Origin of the sequence: Micromonospora sp. NPDC023956, from assembly GCF_040639195.1 — a bacterium.
Lineage (GTDB): Bacteria > Actinomycetota > Actinomycetes > Mycobacteriales > Micromonosporaceae > Micromonospora.
Genome location: NZ_JBEZZN010000008.1, coordinates 104,225 through 120,590 on the forward strand (window position 1 = coordinate 104,225; position 16,366 = coordinate 120,590).

Annotated in this window: 16 protein-coding genes; 9 read left to right on the forward strand and 7 right to left on the reverse strand. The window is 74.8% G+C overall.

The window, feature by feature from the left end; all coding sequences use genetic code 11:
• The first annotated feature begins 3 nt into the window (after positions 1–3).
• The 3 genes from AB0F58_RS17360 to AB0F58_RS17370 all read left to right on the forward strand — a co-directional run bounded on the left by AB0F58_RS17360 (position 4) and on the right by AB0F58_RS17370 (position 3,160).
• Positions 4–1,002: an NAD(P)H-dependent glycerol-3-phosphate dehydrogenase gene (locus tag AB0F58_RS17360; RefSeq protein WP_357143454.1), complete on the forward strand. Its 999-nt coding sequence runs from the start codon at positions 4–6 to the stop codon at positions 1,000–1,002.
• A gap of 14 nt (positions 1,003–1,016) precedes the next feature.
• Complete coding sequence (locus AB0F58_RS17365; protein ID WP_357143456.1) at positions 1,017–2,195, forward strand: cystathionine gamma-lyase; 1,179 nt, start codon at positions 1,017–1,019, stop codon at positions 2,193–2,195.
• A gap of 158 nt (positions 2,196–2,353) precedes the next feature.
• Entirely contained in the window at positions 2,354–3,160 is an 807-nt protein-coding gene (locus AB0F58_RS17370) for a putative protein N(5)-glutamine methyltransferase (protein ID WP_357143458.1), read from the forward strand.
• Between the two features lie 29 nt (positions 3,161–3,189).
• Here AB0F58_RS17370 and AB0F58_RS17375 read toward each other — a convergent pair whose 3' ends face one another.
• Both AB0F58_RS17375 and AB0F58_RS17380 read right to left on the reverse strand, forming a co-directional pair.
• Entirely contained in the window at positions 3,190–3,480 is a 291-nt protein-coding gene (locus AB0F58_RS17375) for a DUF397 domain-containing protein (RefSeq protein ID WP_357143460.1), read from the reverse strand.
• Complete coding sequence (locus tag AB0F58_RS17380; RefSeq protein WP_357143462.1) at positions 3,477–4,328, reverse strand: helix-turn-helix transcriptional regulator; 852 nt, start codon at positions 4,326–4,328, stop codon at positions 3,477–3,479. The genes AB0F58_RS17375 and AB0F58_RS17380 overlap by 4 nt, the downstream gene beginning before the upstream one ends.
• A gap of 616 nt (positions 4,329–4,944) precedes the next feature.
• On the opposite strand from AB0F58_RS17380, the gene AB0F58_RS17385 reads away from it, so the two are divergent.
• Positions 4,945–5,163, forward strand: coding sequence for a hypothetical protein (locus AB0F58_RS17385; RefSeq protein ID WP_357143464.1), 219 nt, complete (start codon positions 4,945–4,947; stop codon positions 5,161–5,163).
• A gap of 40 nt (positions 5,164–5,203) precedes the next feature.
• Here the strand turns inward: AB0F58_RS17385 and AB0F58_RS17390 are convergent, their stop codons facing one another.
• A complete protein-coding gene (locus tag AB0F58_RS17390; protein ID WP_357143466.1) occupies positions 5,204–6,496 on the reverse strand; it encodes an ATP-binding protein in 1,293 nt (430 codons plus the stop codon).
• A gap of 206 nt (positions 6,497–6,702) precedes the next feature.
• Here AB0F58_RS17390 and AB0F58_RS17395 point away from each other — a divergent pair, with 206 nt between their 5' ends.
• Entirely contained in the window at positions 6,703–7,797 is a 1,095-nt protein-coding gene (locus tag AB0F58_RS17395) for a D-alanine--D-alanine ligase family protein (RefSeq protein WP_357143468.1), read from the forward strand.
• Between the two features lie 50 nt (positions 7,798–7,847).
• On the opposite strand, the gene AB0F58_RS17400 is transcribed toward AB0F58_RS17395, so the two are convergent.
• Both AB0F58_RS17400 and AB0F58_RS17405 read right to left on the reverse strand, forming a co-directional pair.
• Positions 7,848–8,435 carry a DUF3515 family protein gene (locus AB0F58_RS17400; RefSeq protein WP_357143792.1) on the reverse strand — a complete coding sequence of 196 codons (588 nt, stop codon included), beginning with the start codon at positions 8,433–8,435 and terminating at the stop codon, positions 7,848–7,850.
• Positions 8,436–8,570: 135 nt separating this feature from the next.
• Complete coding sequence (locus AB0F58_RS17405; protein WP_088980226.1) at positions 8,571–8,804, reverse strand: Lrp/AsnC ligand binding domain-containing protein; 234 nt, start codon at positions 8,802–8,804, stop codon at positions 8,571–8,573.
• A gap of 113 nt (positions 8,805–8,917) precedes the next feature.
• Between AB0F58_RS17405 and AB0F58_RS17410 the strand changes: the two genes are divergently transcribed.
• Complete coding sequence (locus AB0F58_RS17410; protein WP_357143794.1) at positions 8,918–9,889, forward strand: thiamine-phosphate kinase; 972 nt, start codon at positions 8,918–8,920, stop codon at positions 9,887–9,889.
• 96 nt (positions 9,890–9,985) lie between these two features.
• Positions 9,986–10,453, forward strand: coding sequence for a GNAT family N-acetyltransferase (locus AB0F58_RS17415; RefSeq protein ID WP_357143470.1), 468 nt, complete (start codon positions 9,986–9,988; stop codon positions 10,451–10,453).
• 155 nt (positions 10,454–10,608) lie between these two features.
• On the opposite strand, the gene AB0F58_RS17420 is transcribed toward AB0F58_RS17415, so the two are convergent.
• Together AB0F58_RS17420 and rpmB are read right to left on the reverse strand one after the other, a co-directional pair.
• Complete coding sequence (locus AB0F58_RS17420) at positions 10,609–11,862, reverse strand: ATP-grasp domain-containing protein (protein WP_357143472.1); 1,254 nt, start codon at positions 11,860–11,862, stop codon at positions 10,609–10,611.
• Positions 11,863–12,047: 185 nt separating this feature from the next.
• Positions 12,048–12,239, reverse strand: a complete 192-nt coding sequence (gene rpmB / locus AB0F58_RS17425) for a 50S ribosomal protein L28 (protein WP_011905179.1) — start codon at positions 12,237–12,239, stop codon at positions 12,048–12,050.
• A 235-nt stretch (positions 12,240–12,474) separates the two neighbouring features.
• On the opposite strand from rpmB, the gene AB0F58_RS17430 reads away from it, so the two are divergent.
• Positions 12,475–14,100, forward strand: a complete 1,626-nt coding sequence (locus tag AB0F58_RS17430) for a DAK2 domain-containing protein (RefSeq protein WP_357143475.1) — start codon at positions 12,475–12,477, stop codon at positions 14,098–14,100.
• Positions 14,097–16,295, forward strand: coding sequence for an ATP-dependent DNA helicase RecG (gene recG / locus AB0F58_RS17435; protein WP_357143477.1), 2,199 nt, complete (start codon positions 14,097–14,099; stop codon positions 16,293–16,295). Before AB0F58_RS17430 ends, recG begins: the two co-directional genes overlap by 4 nt.
• Positions 16,296–16,366: the final 71 nt, after the last annotated feature.

A 16,366-nucleotide genomic window follows, 5' to 3' on the forward strand; every position in this document is an offset into this window, starting at 1 on the left:
GCGATGAAGGGCCACGTGGCGGTGCTCGGGGCCGGGTCCTGGGGCACCGCGTTCGCCAAGATCCTCGCCGACGCCGGCCGGGAGGTGGCGATCTGGGCGCGGCGCCGACCGGTCGCCGAGGAGATCCGGTTCCGGGGGCGGAACCCGGAGTACCTGCCCGACCTGCACCTGCCGGAGCGGGTGACGGCCACCGCCGAGGCGGTCGAGGCCGTCTCCGGAGCCGAGGTGGTGGTGCTGGCCGTGCCGTCCCAGACGCTGCGCGGCAACCTCGCCGAGTGGGCCGGCCACCTGGAGCCGGACGCCACGCTGGTCTCCCTGATGAAGGGGATCGAGCTGGGCACCACCAAGCGGATGAGCGAGGTGATCGTGGAGACCGCCAAGGTGGCGGCGGACCGGGTGGTGGTGGTCTCCGGTCCGAACCTGGCCCCCGAGATCGCGGCCGGGCAGCCGGCCGCCACCGTGGTCGCCGGCACCGACGTCGGGCGGGCCACGTTGGTGCAGCGCTCGGTCACCACGCCCTACTTCCGGCCGTACACCAACGACGACGTGATCGGCTGCGAGCTGGGTGGTGCGGTCAAGAACGTGATCGCCCTGTCCTACGGTATCGCCACCGCGATGGGCTTCGGGGACAACACCCGCGCCATGCTGATCACCCGTGGGCTGGCCGAGACCGCCCGGCTGGGCGTGGCACTCGGCGCGGACCCGCTGACCTTCGCCGGGCTGGCCGGCATGGGTGACCTGGTCGGCACCTGCTCGTCGCCGCTGTCGCGCAACCGCACCTTCGGCGAGCACCTGGGCCGGGGAGAGACCCTGGAACAGGCGCAGGTGGCCACCCGGCAGACCGCCGAGGGGGTCAAGAGCTGCCTGGCGATCCGCGACCTGGCCCGCGCGCACGGGGTGGAGATGCCCATCACCGAGCAGGTCGAACGGGTCTGCCACGAGGGCGTCGACCCGCGCCTCGCGGTGCGGGCCCTGATGAGCCGGACCACCAAGCCCGAGTAGGACGGGGACGCCACGTGGGGGAGCGGACGGGCGGGACACCGGCGGACCGGGCCGGCGGGCCCCCGGGCGGGAGCCCGGCGGACTGGGCGGACGGCACCCGGTGTGTGCACGCGGGGCTGCCCGAGCCGGCCCCCGGCCAGCCGTTCCTGCCCGGCCCGGTCTTCGCCGCGCCGTACCACCTCGACCCGTGGCAGGGGCCGGCGGCCAGCCCGAACGGCTACGGCCGACCGGACAACCCCACCCGTCGGCTGCTGGAGGCGGCGATCGGGGAGCTGGAGGGGGGCGACTGCCGGGTCTTCGCCAGCGGGCAGGCCGCGATCACCGGCCTGCTGCTGGCCGTGCTGCGTCCCGGGGACACCGTCCTGCTCCCCGCCGACGGGTACTTCCCGGTCCGGGCGTTCGCCACGCAGACCCTGGCCGGGATGGGGGTGGAGGTCCGCTTCGCCCCGACCGCCGGGCCGTACCCGGCGCTGGACGGCGTACGTCTGGTGCTGGTGGAGACCCCGGCCAACCCCGGCCTGGACGTCTGTGACATCGCCGCGCTGGCGGAGCGGGCGCACGCGGCCGGGGCGCTGCTCGCGGTGGACAACACCACCGCGACCCCGCTCGGGCAGCAGCCGCTGGACCTCGGCGCGGACCTGGTGGTCGCCTCCGGCACCAAGGCCCTGACCGGCCACTCCGACCTGCTCCTCGGCTACGTCGCCAGTCGGTCGGCCGACCTCCTGGAGACGGTGACCGCCTGGCGTACCACCACCGGCGCGGTGCCCGGCGCGTTCGACGCCTGGCTGGCCCACCGCTCGCTGGCCACCCTGGACCTTCGCCTGGCCCGGCAGTCGGCGAACGCGGCGGCGGTGGCCCGGCTGCTCGCCGGCCGCCCCGACGTGACCGGGGTGCGCTGGCCGGGGCTGCCCGACGACCCGGCGCACCCGGTGGCGTCGGTGCAGATGCGCCGGCTGCCGGGGATCGTCTCGTTCGACCTCGGCGACGCCGGGCGGGTCGCCCGGTTCGTGGCGGCGTCCCGGCTGGTCGCCGCCGCCACCTCGTTCGGCGGGCTGCACACCACCGCCGACCGGCGGGCCCAGTGGGGCGACGACACCCCGCCGGGCTTCGTCCGGCTCTCCTGCGGGGTGGAGGACACCGTCGACCTGGTGGCCGACCTGACCGCAGCCCTGGACGCCGTGCGCCCGGAGTGACCGCCCGGTGGGTTACCGTGTTCCCGGCCTGCGAGCAGGCCCTGACCGGAGGAGGTGAGTCCGATCCCCCAACAGCAGGACCGGCGTTCCCTCCCGGTGCCGTCGCCACGCTAGGTGACCGGTGGGAGCGCCGACGAGCGTCTTCGAGAGGCCCCACCATGGCGTCGTCCCACTCCCGCCCCGCCCTCGTCCGTCGGCTCCGCGCCGCCGGCTGTGTCTTCGCCGAGGACGAGGCGGACCTGCTCATCGCCGCCGCCGCGTCACCCGCCGCACTGGCGGCGCTGGCCGACCGCCGGGTCGCCGGCGATCCCCTGGAGCACGTGCTCGGCTGGGCCGAGTTCGGCGGCCTGCGGGTGTCCGTCGCACCGGGGGTGTTCGTGCCCCGTCGACGGACCGCGTTGCTGGTCGCCGCCGCCGAGGCGGTGGCCGGGCCGGAGCCGGCGGTGGTGGAACTCTGCTGCGGGTCCGGGGCCGTCTCGCTGCTGCTGGCGCGGCGGCTGCGGCCCCGCTGGCAGGCCGCCGCCGACGTCGACCCGACCGCCGTCGGCTGTGCCCGGCGCAACCTGGCCGGGCTGGACGTGCCGGTGTACGAGGGCGACCTGTTCGACCCGCTGCCGGTCCGCTGGCGGGGCCGGCTGGACCTGGTGGTGGCCAACGCGCCGTACGTGCCGACGGCGGCGGTGGAGTTGATGCCGCCCGAGGCCCGCCTGCACGAGCCGACCGTGGCGCTGGACGGCGGATCGGACGGGCTCGCCGTGCTGCGCCGGCTTGCCGGGGACGCCGTGCGGTGGCTCGCCCCGGGCGGGCATCTGGTGGTGGAGGTCGGTGCGAGCCAGGTCGACGCGCTCTGCGTGGAGCTGGCCCGGGGTGGGCTGGAACCCACGGTGAGCCGTTCGGCGGAACTCGACGCCACGGCGGTCACCGCCCGCCTGCGGGGGTCGCAGGGGCCCCTTCCCACCGCATAGTCACGGAAGGTGCCCCTGCAACCGTCGGGTCAGGCCGTCGGTCGTGCGGGCGGAGCGTCGGCGAAGGAAGCCCAGGCGGCCGGCGGGAAGAGAAGCACCGGCCCGGTCGGGTCCTTCGAGTCGCGGATCGCGACGGTGCCGGTGGAGTCGCGGATCGCGACGGTGCTGGTGGAGTCGCGGATCGCGACGGTGCCGGCGGAGTCGCGGGTCGCGACGGCGTCCGTGACGACTGCCATCTCCACGCAGGCGCCCTCGTCTCCACTGTGGCTGCTCTTGCGCCACCGGGCCGTGGCCAGCGCTGGGTGGGTCGTCGGTGTCATGTCTGCCGTCCCTTCAGGAGTCGGACGAGCTGGTCGCGGCTCGCCGCCGGGCTGAGCGCGACGCTCCGGAGGTGTTCCATGATCTTGGTGCAGGTGCGCAGGTCACCGGGGCGGTCGAGGACCATCTGGCCGGCCACCGTCTCCACCGAGGCGATGATCGGGTCCTCCGGGTCGGGGAACTCCAGGATGTGCAGGGAGCCCCGGGTGCCCCGGTGGTAGCCGGCAACCAGCGGGATGACCTGAACCGTGATGTTGGGCAGGTCGATCATCTTGAGCAGGTGGTCGAGCTGCGTCGCCATCACCGCCTGGTTGCCGACCGGGCGGATCAGTGCCCCCTCGTCGATGATCGCGTCGAAGATGGGCGGTTCCGGTCCGGTCAGCCGTTGCTGCCGGTCCAGCCGGGCCTTCACCCGCTGCTCGACCCCCTCGTCGGTGAGCGTGTGCGGGCCGCCCCGCATGACCGCCCGGATGTAGTCGGCGGTCTGGAGCAGGCCCGGCACCACCGACGGCTCGAAGTTGGCGATGGCGCTCGCCTCGGCCTCCAGCGCGATGAAGTCGATGGTCCGTTTGTCGAGGACGTACGAGTAGGACACCCACCAACCGGGTTTGCGGGCGTCCTTGGCCAGCGCGACGGCGGCGTCGACGTCCTCCGCGCCGACGCCGTAGAGGGTGAGCAGCGCCCGGACGGTGGCCGGGCTGACCAGGGTCTGGGCGTTCTCGTAGCGGGACAGGGTGCTGCGGGTGCTGTTGATCTCGTCTGCGGCGGCCTCGAGGGTCAGGCCGGCCGCCTCCCGGTGACTGCGCAGCGCGATGCCGAGCCGACGGGCCCGGGCGGTCTTCGGTGCCATGGGTCGATCGTCGCACAGATTCATGGGAATGCGTGCATGAGAGAGAGGGGATGAGAGTTGCATTCACGTCGTTCGACATGTCAGGGTGTCATCGAGTCCTCACCGCCAGTGGTCGTGGCGACGGTGGTGGTGAGCGACGGAGGGGAAATGAGACGCGTGGTGGTCGGGTTCCTACTCCCCCACCCGACCACCACGTGTCCCGGACCACGGCGCACCGGAAGGGATCAGGATGACCACCGGTTGCTGGCCTCGGGTGTCGCGTTGCCGCTGGTGCGCACGCCCGGTGCTACGGGACAACGAGGGCACCTGGATCCACGCCGACCTCGCGTACGTCTGCCGTGACTCCTCCGGTGGCCTCGCCGCCACCACGGCAGAACCCGAGGAGGTGCGCCGTGCCTCCTGACCCCGGGTGTCCGCGACACTCCTGCCGGCCCGGGCAGGAGATCGCGCGACGCGCGGGAAACGACCGGACGACGGGAGCGGCCGTCCGGTTCGGCGTGCCGCGTCACGCGAGGGGTGGCGTGGCGCGGCACGCACCGTACGACATCGACGGGTCCACTCCACCGGGGCCGGCCCGGAGCGTGCCGGGATCCGGGCGGTGCGGCGGTGATCCCCGATGACCCGGTTCCTGGTCGTGCTCACCGACGTCCGCCCGCTCGACGGCACGCTCCGCAACGAGCGGACCATGCCCGAGCGGCGGCGGCAGGTGGTCGGCGCGAGCAGCCGGGCCGCCGCCGACCGGATCGCCAGCGCCTTCATGGCGCTCGGCATGGTGCGGGCCGGCCGGCAGCGGGTCAAGGTGATCGCCGTGGGGCGTCGCTACGGCGGCTGTTGATCCACCCCCACGCCCCGCGCCGGTCGCCGGAGCACCCGACTCAGAGCAGCCGGCGCCGCTTGAGGTAGGCGACCAGGTCGTCGTAGACGCCGCCCTCGTTGGCGAACATGGCCACGTTGCGGGCGGTCGCCAGCCACGGACGCGTCGACGGCCGGACCTCCTTCAACGCCCGGTCGAGGTCGCCCTGACCGATCATCCGCACCTCGCCCCGGCGTACCGAGTCGGCCATCGCGAACTCGGCGGCGGTCTCACAGAGGTGGGCCAGGTCCGCGCCGGAGAAGTCCTCGGTCGCGGCCACCACCTTCCGCAGGTCGATCCCGGCGATCGGTCGGTCCCGCAGGTGGTACTCCAGGATGGCCCGGCGGGCCTCCGGGTCCGGCGGCAGCACCAGCACCATCCGGTCCAGCCGCCCCGGCCGGCGCAGCGCCGCGTCCACGTCCCACGGGGTGTTGGTGGCGGCCAGCACGAAGACGCCCTCGTTGCTGCCCTCCATGCCGTCCAGTTCGGCCAGGAGCTGGTTGCCGACCGTCCGCATCGAGCTGGAGGTGACCTTGGACCGCTTGTGCCCCAGCGCGTCCACCTCGTCGAGGAAGAGCACACAGGGGGCGTTGCGTCGGGCCGCCTGGAACAGCTCGTGCAGGTTCCGCTCCGAGTTGCCCATCCACATGTCCAGCACGTCCACGATGGACAGGGAGAGGAACTTCGCGCCCATCTCCCCGGCGACCGCGCGGGCCAGGAACGTCTTGCCGCAGCCGGGCGGGCCGTAGAGCATCAGGCCGCCGCGCAGGCTCTTGCCGTACATCCGGCGCAGCTCGGGATTGCGCAGCGGGCCGAGGAAAGCCAGCTCCAACCGCTCCTTCACCGCCTCCATGCCGCCGACGTCGGCCAGCCGCACCGTCGAGGCCTCCACGTCGTAGGCCCGGTCCGCGTGGCCGGTCACCGGCTCCGGTTCGTCCCCGGACCGGACGAAGCGGGGCGGTACGACGTCCGCCAGCTCCCGTTCGTACGCGGCGAGCGGATCGCCCGGGGAGTCCGGGGACCCGGACGACGCCAGGGCGTCGCCTGCGCCCGGGGTGACGGTCCCGCCCGGGGTGCCGCCCGCGTCCGGGGGAACGGTGCCGGCCGGGGGCGTGCCCAGCGCGCGCTGCATCAGGGCCTGCGCTCCGGTGTTGCCCGGATCGCGGGTCAGCGCCTGTCCGAGGTGCGCGATCGCCTCCCCGGTACGCCCGGCGTCGAGCAGCAGGCCGGCCAGGTGCAGACGCAGCGGCAGGTCGTCCGGGCGGGCGTCGACAGCGGCGGTGAGACTGGCGATCAACGGGTCGGCACTGGTCACCAGGGCAGGGTAGTGCCCGTCGTACCACCCGCCCAGCCGCGCCGATCCGGTCACGTACCGTATAGGGCGCGCTGACCGATTGCGGAGAGGGTGTCGGCCGGTCCGGGTATCGGCACCGACCCGCCGCCACCCACAGTAAGGTCGGTCGGGTGAGCGCCGTCAGTGGGCTCGCGGGCCACCGCAGTCGCGAACCGGAGATGAAGCCAGTGACCACCCCAGGCAAGACCCGCGTCGCCATCGTCTTCGGCGGCCGTAGCCCCGAACACGGCATCTCCTGCGTGAGCGCCGGGAGCGTGCTCGGCGCGCTGGACCCGGACGAGTTCGAGGTGGTGCCGGTCGGCATCACCCGCGCCGGGCAGTGGGTACTGGCCGACGGGGACCCGTCCCGTCTGGCCATCGCCGACCGCCGGTTGCCGGAGATCACCACGGCCACCGGGGCGGAGGTGGTGCTCCGGGCGGACCCGACCAGCGGTGGCCTGATCGTGCTCCACCCGACCGAGGGGCCCCGGGCGCTGGCCGGGGTGGACGTGGTCTTCCCGGTGCTGCACGGCGCGTACGGGGAGGACGGCACGATCCAGGGCATGCTGGAGATGGCCGGCATCCCGTACGTCGGGGCGAACGTCTTCGCCTCCGCCGCCGCGATGGACAAGGAGTTCACCAAGAAGCTCTGCGCCGTCGAGGGCATCCCGGTCGGCGCGTACGCGGTGCTGCGCAGCGGCGCGACCCTCACCGAGGGGGAGAAGGAGCGCCTCGGCCTGCCGGTCTTCGTCAAGCCCTCCCGGGCCGGCTCGTCCTTCGGCATCAGCAAGGTCACCGACTGGTCCCAGCTCGACGCGGCGGTCGCCACGGCCCGTCAGATCGACTCCAAGGTGCTGGTGGAGGCGGCCGTCGTCGGCCGGGAGATCGAGTGCGGGGTGCTGGAGGGGGAGGCGGGCGGCGCGCCCGAGGCGTCCGTCCTCGCCGAGGTGCGGGTCGTCGGCGACCACGACTTCTACGACTTCGAGGCGAAGTACATCGACGCCGACGAGGTCTGCGAGTACGACGTCCCGGCCGACCTGCCCGAGCACGTCACCCGGCGGGTGCGCGAGTACGCCACCCGCGCCTTCACCGCCCTGGACTGCGCCGGCCTGGCCCGGGTCGACTTCTTCGTCACCCCCGAGCTGGAGGTCTACCTCAACGAGGTGAACACGATGCCGGGCTTCACCCCGTCGTCGATGTTCCCCCGGATGTGGGCGGCCTCCGGGCTGGAGTACCCGAAGCTGGTGAACCGGCTGATCCGGACCGCGTTGCGGCGCGCCTGACCCGCTGTGGCGGTGGCCCCGGTGGGGCCACCGCCGTGGTCGGTGACGCCTCAGCCCCGGCAGCCGGACGGCACCGGCCCGGCGGTGAGGATGGAGGCGACGATCGCCTCCGAGATGGGGCTGACCCACTGCAACGGCTGCTCGTACCCCTTCGGCACCGTCACCCGGACCGCAGCCTCCCGGTCGACGGTGGTGAGCACGGTGACGTCGCTCTGCTCGCTGGCGTGCCAGCAGACCTGCTCGACCACCCAGACCGTGTCGGTCAGCGGGATGGCCGGCTCGGGAACGCCGCAGGACACGGTGAGCGCCGGGTCGCCGTACGCCGCGTTCTGCTCGGGGCCGGCGGTGACCGGCCGCTGCGGCAGGTCCCGGACGCTCGACGGGAGCTTCGACAGCAGCGCCCGGCAGACCGTCGCCGGACGCTCGGCCAGCGGCGGCGCGGCCATCTCCACCGGGACGGTGGACTTCGGCCCGAGGGCCTGCACGCTCTCGCTCGGGCTCGGCCCGGCGGCCGGCTCGTCCGGTGCGAGCGCCGTGAAGGTGAGACCGGCCACGGCCACGGTGACCGGCAGGGCGACCAGTGCGGCGACCAGGGCCGCAGTGCGCGTCGACCGGTCCCAGCCGCCGCGCCGCTTCACCGGGCGGGTCGGCTCGGCGGCGGTGGCCGCCGGGGTGGTCGGCTCCGTACCGGTGCTCGCCCGGCCGGTCGGCTCCGCGCCGGTGGCCGCCGTGGCCTCCGTGGAGCCGGTCGGGGGAGTCTTCTCGTCGTCCACTTACAGTCGCACCACCGAACAGGTCAGGGTGCGGGTGATGCCGGGCACCATCTGCACCTTGCTGACAATCAGTTTGCCGAGCTCGTCGACGTTGTTCGCCTCGGTGAGCACCACCACGTCGTACGGCCCGGTGACGGCGTCGACCCGTACCACGCCGGCAAGATCCGCGATCACACCGGCCACGTCACGTGCCCGGCCGACCTCGGTCTGGATGAGGATGTACGCCTGTACCACGACTCGACCTCCGTCCGTCGCCACCAGGGGCGGCCCGAGGAGTGAAACTACCCTACCCACCAGGCCCGACCCCGATCGGTGGTCAAGGAGAAGCGGTGAGCGAGCAGAGCGGCGTGGAGCGCGGCAACGGTGACGCCGGCAACGACAGGAGCGTCGTGGGCAGCGGAGAGTTCGGACTGATCGACCGGGTGACCGCCCGGCTGTCGTACGGGTCGGCCTGCCTGCTCGGCCCCGGCGACGACGCGGCCGTGGTGGCCGCCCCGGACGGGCGGGTGGTCGCCTCCACCGACGTGCTGGTGGAGGGGCGGCACTTCCGGCGGGACTGGTCCGCCGCGGTGGACGTCGGGCACCGGGCGGCGGCGGCCAACCTCGCCGACATCGCGGCCATGGGGGCCAGCCCGACCGCCCTGCTGGTCGCCCTCTGCCTGCCGCCGGAGATCGACGTGAGCTGGGCGGAGGGGCTCGCCGACGGGCTGGCCGCCGAGGCCGCCAAGGTCGGGGCGGGCGTGGTCGGGGGCGACATGTCCGCCAGCCCCACGCTGACCGTCGCGGTGACCGCCCTCGGCGACCTGGGGGGCCGGGCACCGGTGCTCCGCTCCGGTGCCCGCCCCGGCGACGTGGTCGCCCTGGCCGGCCGGATCGGGTACGCGGCGGCCGGCTACACCGTGCTGTCCCGGGGCTTCCGGACGCCGAAGCTGCTGGTCGAGGCGTACCGACGGCCGGAGGTGCCGTACCCGGCCGGGCCGTACGCCGCCCGCCTCGGCGCCACCACCATGATCGACGTATCGGACGGGCTGGTGGCCGACCTCGGGCACGTGGCCCGAGCCAGCGGGGTCGCCGTCGACGTCCGGCGCGACGCGTTCGAGGTGCCCCGGCAGATGGCCGACGCCGCCCAGGCGCTCGGCGTCGACCCGTACCGCTGGATCCTCGGCGGCGGCGACGATCACGCCCTGGCCGCGACCTTCCCACCGGCGGTGGCGTTGCCGCCCCCGTGGCGGGCGATCGGCCGGGTGACCGAGGGGAGCGGGGTCACCGTCGACGGCCAGCCCTGGGACGGTCCGGCCGGCTGGGATCACTTCCGCTGACCCGCGTTCCCCGGCCGGGGCGGCCGGGACGTGACGTACGACAGGTCCGGGCCGGCCGGCCCGGACCTGGGCCGTTGGCGGTCGTACCCTGCGGGGGTGAGCGACATCGAGATCCGCGTGCTGCGCTTCGACTCCGAGGTGGCGCAGCAACTGGTCCGGGCGGCCCTGGCCGATCTGGGCGCCCGGTACGGCGGCAGCGGCGACGAGACCCCGGTCGACGCGGCCGAGTTCGAGCCGCCGCAGGGCGCGTTCCTGGTGGCCTACCGGGACGGCGAGCCGGTCGGCTGCGGAGGCTGGCGCAGCCACGGCGACACCGGCGAGGTGGCGGAGGTGAAGCGGATGTACACCGCCCCGGCCGCCCGGGGCAGAGGCGTTGCGCGGGCGGTGCTGGCGGCGGTGGAGCGCTCGGCGCGGGAGCGGGGCCGCAAGCGGATCGTCCTGGAGTGCGGGGACCGGCAGCCCGAGGCGATCGCCATGTACGAGGCGGCCGGCTACGAGCGGATCCCGAACTTCGGCTACTACCGGGACGCGCCGGGCTGCGTCTCCTTCGGCCGTACCCTCTGACGCCGGACGCGGGTCCGGCGGGACGCGACGTCCGGCCGTACCCTCCGACGGCCGCCCCGGGGCCGGGCCCCTGCCGGTCGTGTCGTCCCGACCGCGTGGTCGACGCCGGTCGTGTCGTCCCGACCGCGTGGTCGACGCCGGTCGTGTCGTCGGGGTCAGGCCACCGCGAAACGGATCAGCCCGACGGCGCGCCGTGCCGCGTGTGCCGCCGCTGTCGGGTCGGCACCCCAGACCAGCACGTGACCGCTGCGCTGCCGGGAGGAGACCACCTCGGTCACCCGGTCGCCGACCGCCACGTCCAGGCGCAGGTCGAGCAGACCGGGCACCTGGCCGGCCTGGCGGACGTCCTCGATCGCGGTGACCGTGCCCGGCGGGGCGATCAGGAACTCCACCGCCGCCGCCGCGACCGCGTGGGCCGGCAGCACCGGGCGTTCCCCGAGGAGCACCCGCAGGTACGCCTCGACGAACGACGCCTCGTACGCCACCGCGATCAGCGCGGCGATCAGGTCGCCGGGGAGCCGGGCGGCGCACTCCACCAGGGTCGGCACCCCGTCCGCGAGAATCCACTCACTGTGCAGCACGCCGGTGCGGAAGCCGGCCGCCCGGGCCAGCCGGCCGGCGACGTCGAGCAGGGCCCGGCAGTCCGCCCCGGGTAACCCGGACGGGACGGTGTGTCCGGTCTCCACCGGGTGCCGACCGGGCAGCACCCGCTTGTCGGTGACGTTGCCGAAGAGCACCTCACCCTCGGCGACCAGCAGTTCGACGCTGTGCTCCGAACCGGCCAGCGCCGCCTCGGCCAGCACCTCGGTGGGCATCCCAACCTCCTCCTCGCCGCCGGGCGGGTCCGTGGTGGCGACCCAGGCGGCGGCCACGGCGTCCGGGCCGTCGAGGAACTGCACCCCCAGGCTGCCCGCGCGCCGGGTCGGCTTGAGCACGCACCGTCCACCCACCCGCTGGACGAACGCCTCCGCCTCGGCCGGCGTGCGGACCAGCGCGTACTCCGGATTGGGCAGGCCGTGGTCGGCGGCGAGCCGGCGCAGGCGGTGCTTGTCGGTGAAGGTCTCGGCGGCGGTCACCCCGGCACCGGGCAGGCCGAGCCGTTCGGCCAGCCGCGCGGCGGCGGTGACCGCATACTCCACGCCGGGCATGACCAGCCGGGCGGTGGCGAGCGCCGGCTCGGCCGCCAGCAGCGCGTCGACGTCGAGGGCGTCCCGTTGGTACGCGGCCGGCACCACCCGGGAGACGAACGGCAGCCCGGCCAGCGTCCCGTGCAGGTCACGGCGACGGATCAGCTCGGGATCCTCGACGATCACGGCACTGCCGACGGGGAGCAGCTCACCCAGGACGCCGAGTACGCCCGGCGGCACCCCGACGATGATCATCTCGTCTCGGGTGAGGTGCAGCGCCACGGGTCGGCCCTCCGGGGTGGTTCGGTACGCGGGGAAGGTCGGCCCCGCGCGGGGCGGGGAGGGGCGCTGTCCGCGCTGCGTGGGAGCATTGGCCGGCCACGACGGTGTCGTGGGCGTACACGACAGTGCCGACGGACCTCTAGGGTCCGCCGGCAATGACGACGGTAGGGCGCGGCGTTACCGCGTCAGGCGCGGGTGACCTTGCCGGCCTTGATGCACGAGGTGCAGACCTTGAGCTTCTTGGTGTTGCCGCCACCGGCCGGGGTACGCACCGACTGGATGTTCGGGTTCCAGCGGCGGTTGGTCCGCCGGTGCGAGTGGGACACGTTGTGGCCGAAGCCCGGCCCCTTGCCACAGACGTCGCACACGCTAGCCACGGGATACTCCTGGGATTTGTTCGTTCACGAGGGTCGCCGGCAGGTGCTGCCCGGGCAACCTGGTCAGGTTACCCGATGCCCCCGCAGACCAGCCAACCGGCTCCCGGCCGCCCCGCCCCAGGGCCTCCGGAACAGCTCTCGGCCGGGGCGTCACGGCGCTGCCCGGAGCCGTCCGACGCGGCGTCGGGAGCCTGTTGTCCGGCGGGTGTCGGTGCCCGCCAGTAGGCTTTCCGCCGTGCTGGACACCCTGGACGCCGCCGCGGTGCGTCGCTGGTGCGCCATCGGGCTCGCGGCGTTGCGACGCCATCAGGGCGAGATCGACGACCTGAACGTCTATCCGGTGCCCGACGGTGACACCGGCACCAACCTGGTACTCACCCTCACCTCCGCCCAGCAGGCCCTGGGGATGGACCTCGACACCTCGCCGGAGGGCGGGACCGGCCCGCACGGCCACGTGTGGCGGCTGATGGCGCGGGGGGCGCTGCTCGGCGCCCGGGGCAACTCCGGGGTGATCCTCGCGCAGATCCTGCGCGGTCTGGCCGACACCCTCGCCCCCGTCCCGGCGATCCGGGGCCGGGCCCTGGCCGAGGCGTTGCGGGCCGCCTCCGTCGCCGCCCGGCGCGCGGTCGCCCACCCGGTCGAGGGGACGCTGCTCACCGTGGCCGCCGCCGCGGCGGACGGGGCGGCGGAGGTGGCCAGCGACGATCTCCGCGCGGTGACCCGGGCGGCGGCCGGCGCGGCGAGCCGGGCGTTGGAGCGTACTCCGGAGCAGTTGCCGGAGCTGGCCCGCGCCGGCGTGGTCGACGCCGGTGGGCGGGGCCTCTGCCTGCTGCTGGACGCCCTGGTCGAGGTGGTCACCGGGGACGTGCCCGCCCGGCCGGCCCCGCCGCGCCGTCCGGTCCGCCCGCCGACCACCGCCGCCCGTGAGAGCGGCTCCGACGCGTACGCCTACGAGGTGCAGTTCCTGCTCGACGCCGAGCCGGCGGCGGTGGCCCGGATGCGTGCCACCCTCGACGCGCTCGGCGACTCGCTGGTGGTGGTCGGCGACGACCCGCCGCCGGGGGAGCCCGGCACCTGGAACGTCCACGTCCACGTCAACGACGTCGGCGCGGCGGTCGAGGCCGGGGTGGAGGCCGGGCGGCCGTACCGGATCTCGGTGACCCGCTTCGCCGACCAGCCGGCGCCCGCCGGGCCGCCGAAGCCGGACGGCGCGGCCCGCGCCGCGGTGGTGGTCGCCCCCGGCGCGGGCCTCGCCGCGATCTTCTCCCGGGAGGGCGCGGCCGTGGTCCCCGCCAACCCCTCGATCGGGGAACTGCTCGACGCGGTCCGGGCGACCGGGGCGGCCAGGGTGGTGGTGCTGCCGGACGACTCCGCCACCGCGGCGGTCGCCGGGGAGGTGGTCCGCCAGGCGCAACCGTTCGGGGTGAAGGTGAGCGTGGTGCCGACCCGCTCGTCGGTGCAGGCGCTCGCCGCCCTCGCCGTCCGGGACCCGTCGCGGTCGTTCGAGGACGACGTCATCGCGATGGCCGAGGCCGCCGGGGCCTGCCGGTACGCCGAGGTCTGCCACGCCGGCCGGGAGGCGCTCACCGTCGCCGGTCCGTGCCGGCGGGGCGACGTGCTGGCCCTGGTCGAGGGGGAGGTGCACCTGATCGGCGCCGACCTGCTCGACACCTGCACCGCGCTGCTGGACCGGATGCTCGGCGGCGGCGGGGAGCTGGTCACCCTGCTCGCGGGGGCGGACGCGCCGACCGGGCTGGTCGACGCCGTCCGGGCGCACGTCGAGCGCCGCTGGCCGTTCGTCGAGGTCCAGGCGTACGCCGGGGGCCAGCCGCACTATCCGCTCCTGGTGGGGGTCGAATGACCGAGTCGTCCACGGTGGACACACCGCTGAAGAACCTGGTCGGGGAGAAGACCGCGAAGGCCCTCGCCGGCCATCTCGACCTGCACACCGCCGGCGACCTGGTCTACCACTTCCCGCGCCGGTACGACGAGCGCGGCGAGCACACCGACATCCGGTCGCTGGACGTCGGCGAGCAGGTGACCGTCCTGGCCCAGGTGCAGCGCACGGCGGTGCGCCCGATGCGGCAGCGCCGGGGCAACCTGCTGGAGGTGACCGTCGGGGACGGCTCCGGCGGCACCCTCACCCTCACCTTCTTCGGTAACCAGGCGTGGCGGGAACGGGAGCTGCGGCCCGGTCGGTGGGGCCTGTTCGCCGGCAAGGTCACCGAGTTCCGGGGGCGACGCCAGCTCAACGGGCCGGAGTACGTGCTGCTCGGCGAGGGGGGCGAGGGCGAGGCGGCGGCCAGCGAGGAGGTCGAGGAGTTCGCCGGGGCGTTGATCCCGGTGTACCCGGCCGCGGCGGCGGTGCCCACCTGGGTGATCGCCAAGTGCGTCCGGACGGTGCTGGACACCTTCACCTCCCCGGAGGACCCGCTGCCGGGCACCCTCCGGGCCGCCCGCAACCTGGTCGGCCTCGACCCGGCCCTGCGGGAGATCCACCGACCGTCCACCAAGGAGGCCCTCTACCGGGCCCGGCGGCGGCTGAAGTGGGACGAGGCGTTCGCCGTCCAGGTGACGCTGGTGCAGCGCAAGCACCGGGCCGCCGACCGGCCGGCGCGACCCCGGCCGCCGCAGCCGGACGGGCTGCTCGCCGCCTTCGACGCCGGCCTGCCGTACGAGCTGACCGGCGGCCAGCGGGACGTCGGCCGGGAGATCGCCGCCGACCTGGCCACCGGGCATCCGATGCACCGGCTGTTGCAGGGCGAGGTCGGCTCGGGCAAGACCCTCGTCGCGTTGCGGGCGATGCTCCAGGTGGTCGACGCCGGTGGCCAGGCGGCGCTGCTCGCCCCGACCGAGGTGCTCGCCGCCCAGCACCACCGGGGGATCCAGGAGCTGCTCGGCCCGCTGGCGCGCGCCGGTGAGCTGGGCGCCGCCGAGCACGCCACCCGGGTCGAACTGGTCACCGGTTCGCTCGGTGCGGCGGCCCGGCGGCGGGCGCTCGCCGAGGTGGCGGAGGGACGGGCCGGCATCGTGCTCGGCACCCACGCCCTGCTCTACGAGGGCGTCGACTTCGCCGACCTGGGGCTGGTGGTGGTGGACGAGCAGCACCGCTTCGGGGTCGAGCAGCGCGACGCCCTGCGGGCCAAGGCCGACCAGCCGCCGCACGTGCTGGTGATGACCGCCACCCCGATCCCCCGGACGGTCGCCATGACCGTCTACGGCGACCTGGAGATCTCCACTTTGGCCCAGTTGCCGCGCGGCCGGTCGCCGATCGCCTCGCACGTGGTGCCGGCCGCCGAGAAGCCGGCCTACCTGGACCGGGCCTGGCGTCGGCTGCGTGAGGAGGTGTCGGCCGGCCACCAGGCGTACGTGGTCTGCCCCCGGATCGGCGAGGGACTGACCGCGGAGGAGGAGGCCCCGAAGGAGGACGACACCGGCCGGCGGCCACCGCTGGCGGTGACCGAGGTGGCCCCGCTGCTGGCCGAGGGCCCCCTGCACGGGCTGCGGATCGGGGTGCTGCACGGGAAGCTGCCCGCCGACGAGAAGGACGCGGTGATGCGCTCCTTCGCCGACGGTGGGCTGGACGTGCTGGTCGCCACCACGGTCGTCGAGGTGGGGGTGAACGTCCCGAACGCCACCGTGATGATCGTCCTGGACGCGGACCGGTTCGGCGTGTCCCAGCTGCACCAGTTGCGCGGCCGGGTCGGGCGGGGCTCGGCCGCCGGGCTCTGCCTGCTGGTCACCGAGGCGACCGAGGGCACCCCGGCCCGGGAGCGGCTGGACGCGGTCGCCTCCACCACCGACGGCTTCAAGCTCGCCGAACTCGACCTGGAGCAGCGTCGGGAGGGGGACGTGCTCGGCGCGGCCCAGTCCGGTCGCCGTTCCCACCTGCGGCTGCTCTCCCTGCTCCGGGACGCGGACCTGATCCGCGACGCCCGTTCCGAGGCGGTCACCCTGGTGACGGAGGACCCGGAGCTGAGCCGGCACCCGGCGCTGGCCGCGTCCGTGGCGGCCCTGGTGGACGAGGAGCGGGCGGAGTACCTGGAGAAGGGCTGAGGGCTGCGGTGGCGCCCCGACGGGCCCTCTGCGCACCACCACGGCCACGAGCGGACCGCGGCCACGAGCGG

What these genes read in the sequence shown, in the direction of transcription:
- AB0F58_RS17385 (WP_357143464.1), top strand. Translation starts at nt 4,945, where the DNA reads ATGACCCGGTTCCTGGTCGTGCTCACCGACGTCCGCCCGCTCGACGGC.
- AB0F58_RS17380 (WP_357143462.1), bottom strand. Translation starts at nt 4,328, where the DNA reads ATGGCACCGAAGACCGCCCGGGCCCGTCGGCTCGGCATCGCGCTGCGC.
- AB0F58_RS17375 (WP_357143460.1), bottom strand. Translation starts at nt 3,480, where the DNA reads ATGACACCGACGACCCACCCAGCGCTGGCCACGGCCCGGTGGCGCAAG.
- recG (WP_357143477.1), top strand. Translation starts at nt 14,097, where the DNA reads ATGACCGAGTCGTCCACGGTGGACACACCGCTGAAGAACCTGGTCGGG.
- AB0F58_RS17360 (WP_357143454.1), top strand. Translation starts at nt 4, where the DNA reads ATGAAGGGCCACGTGGCGGTGCTCGGGGCCGGGTCCTGGGGCACCGCG.
- AB0F58_RS17370 (WP_357143458.1), top strand. Translation starts at nt 2,354, where the DNA reads ATGGCGTCGTCCCACTCCCGCCCCGCCCTCGTCCGTCGGCTCCGCGCC.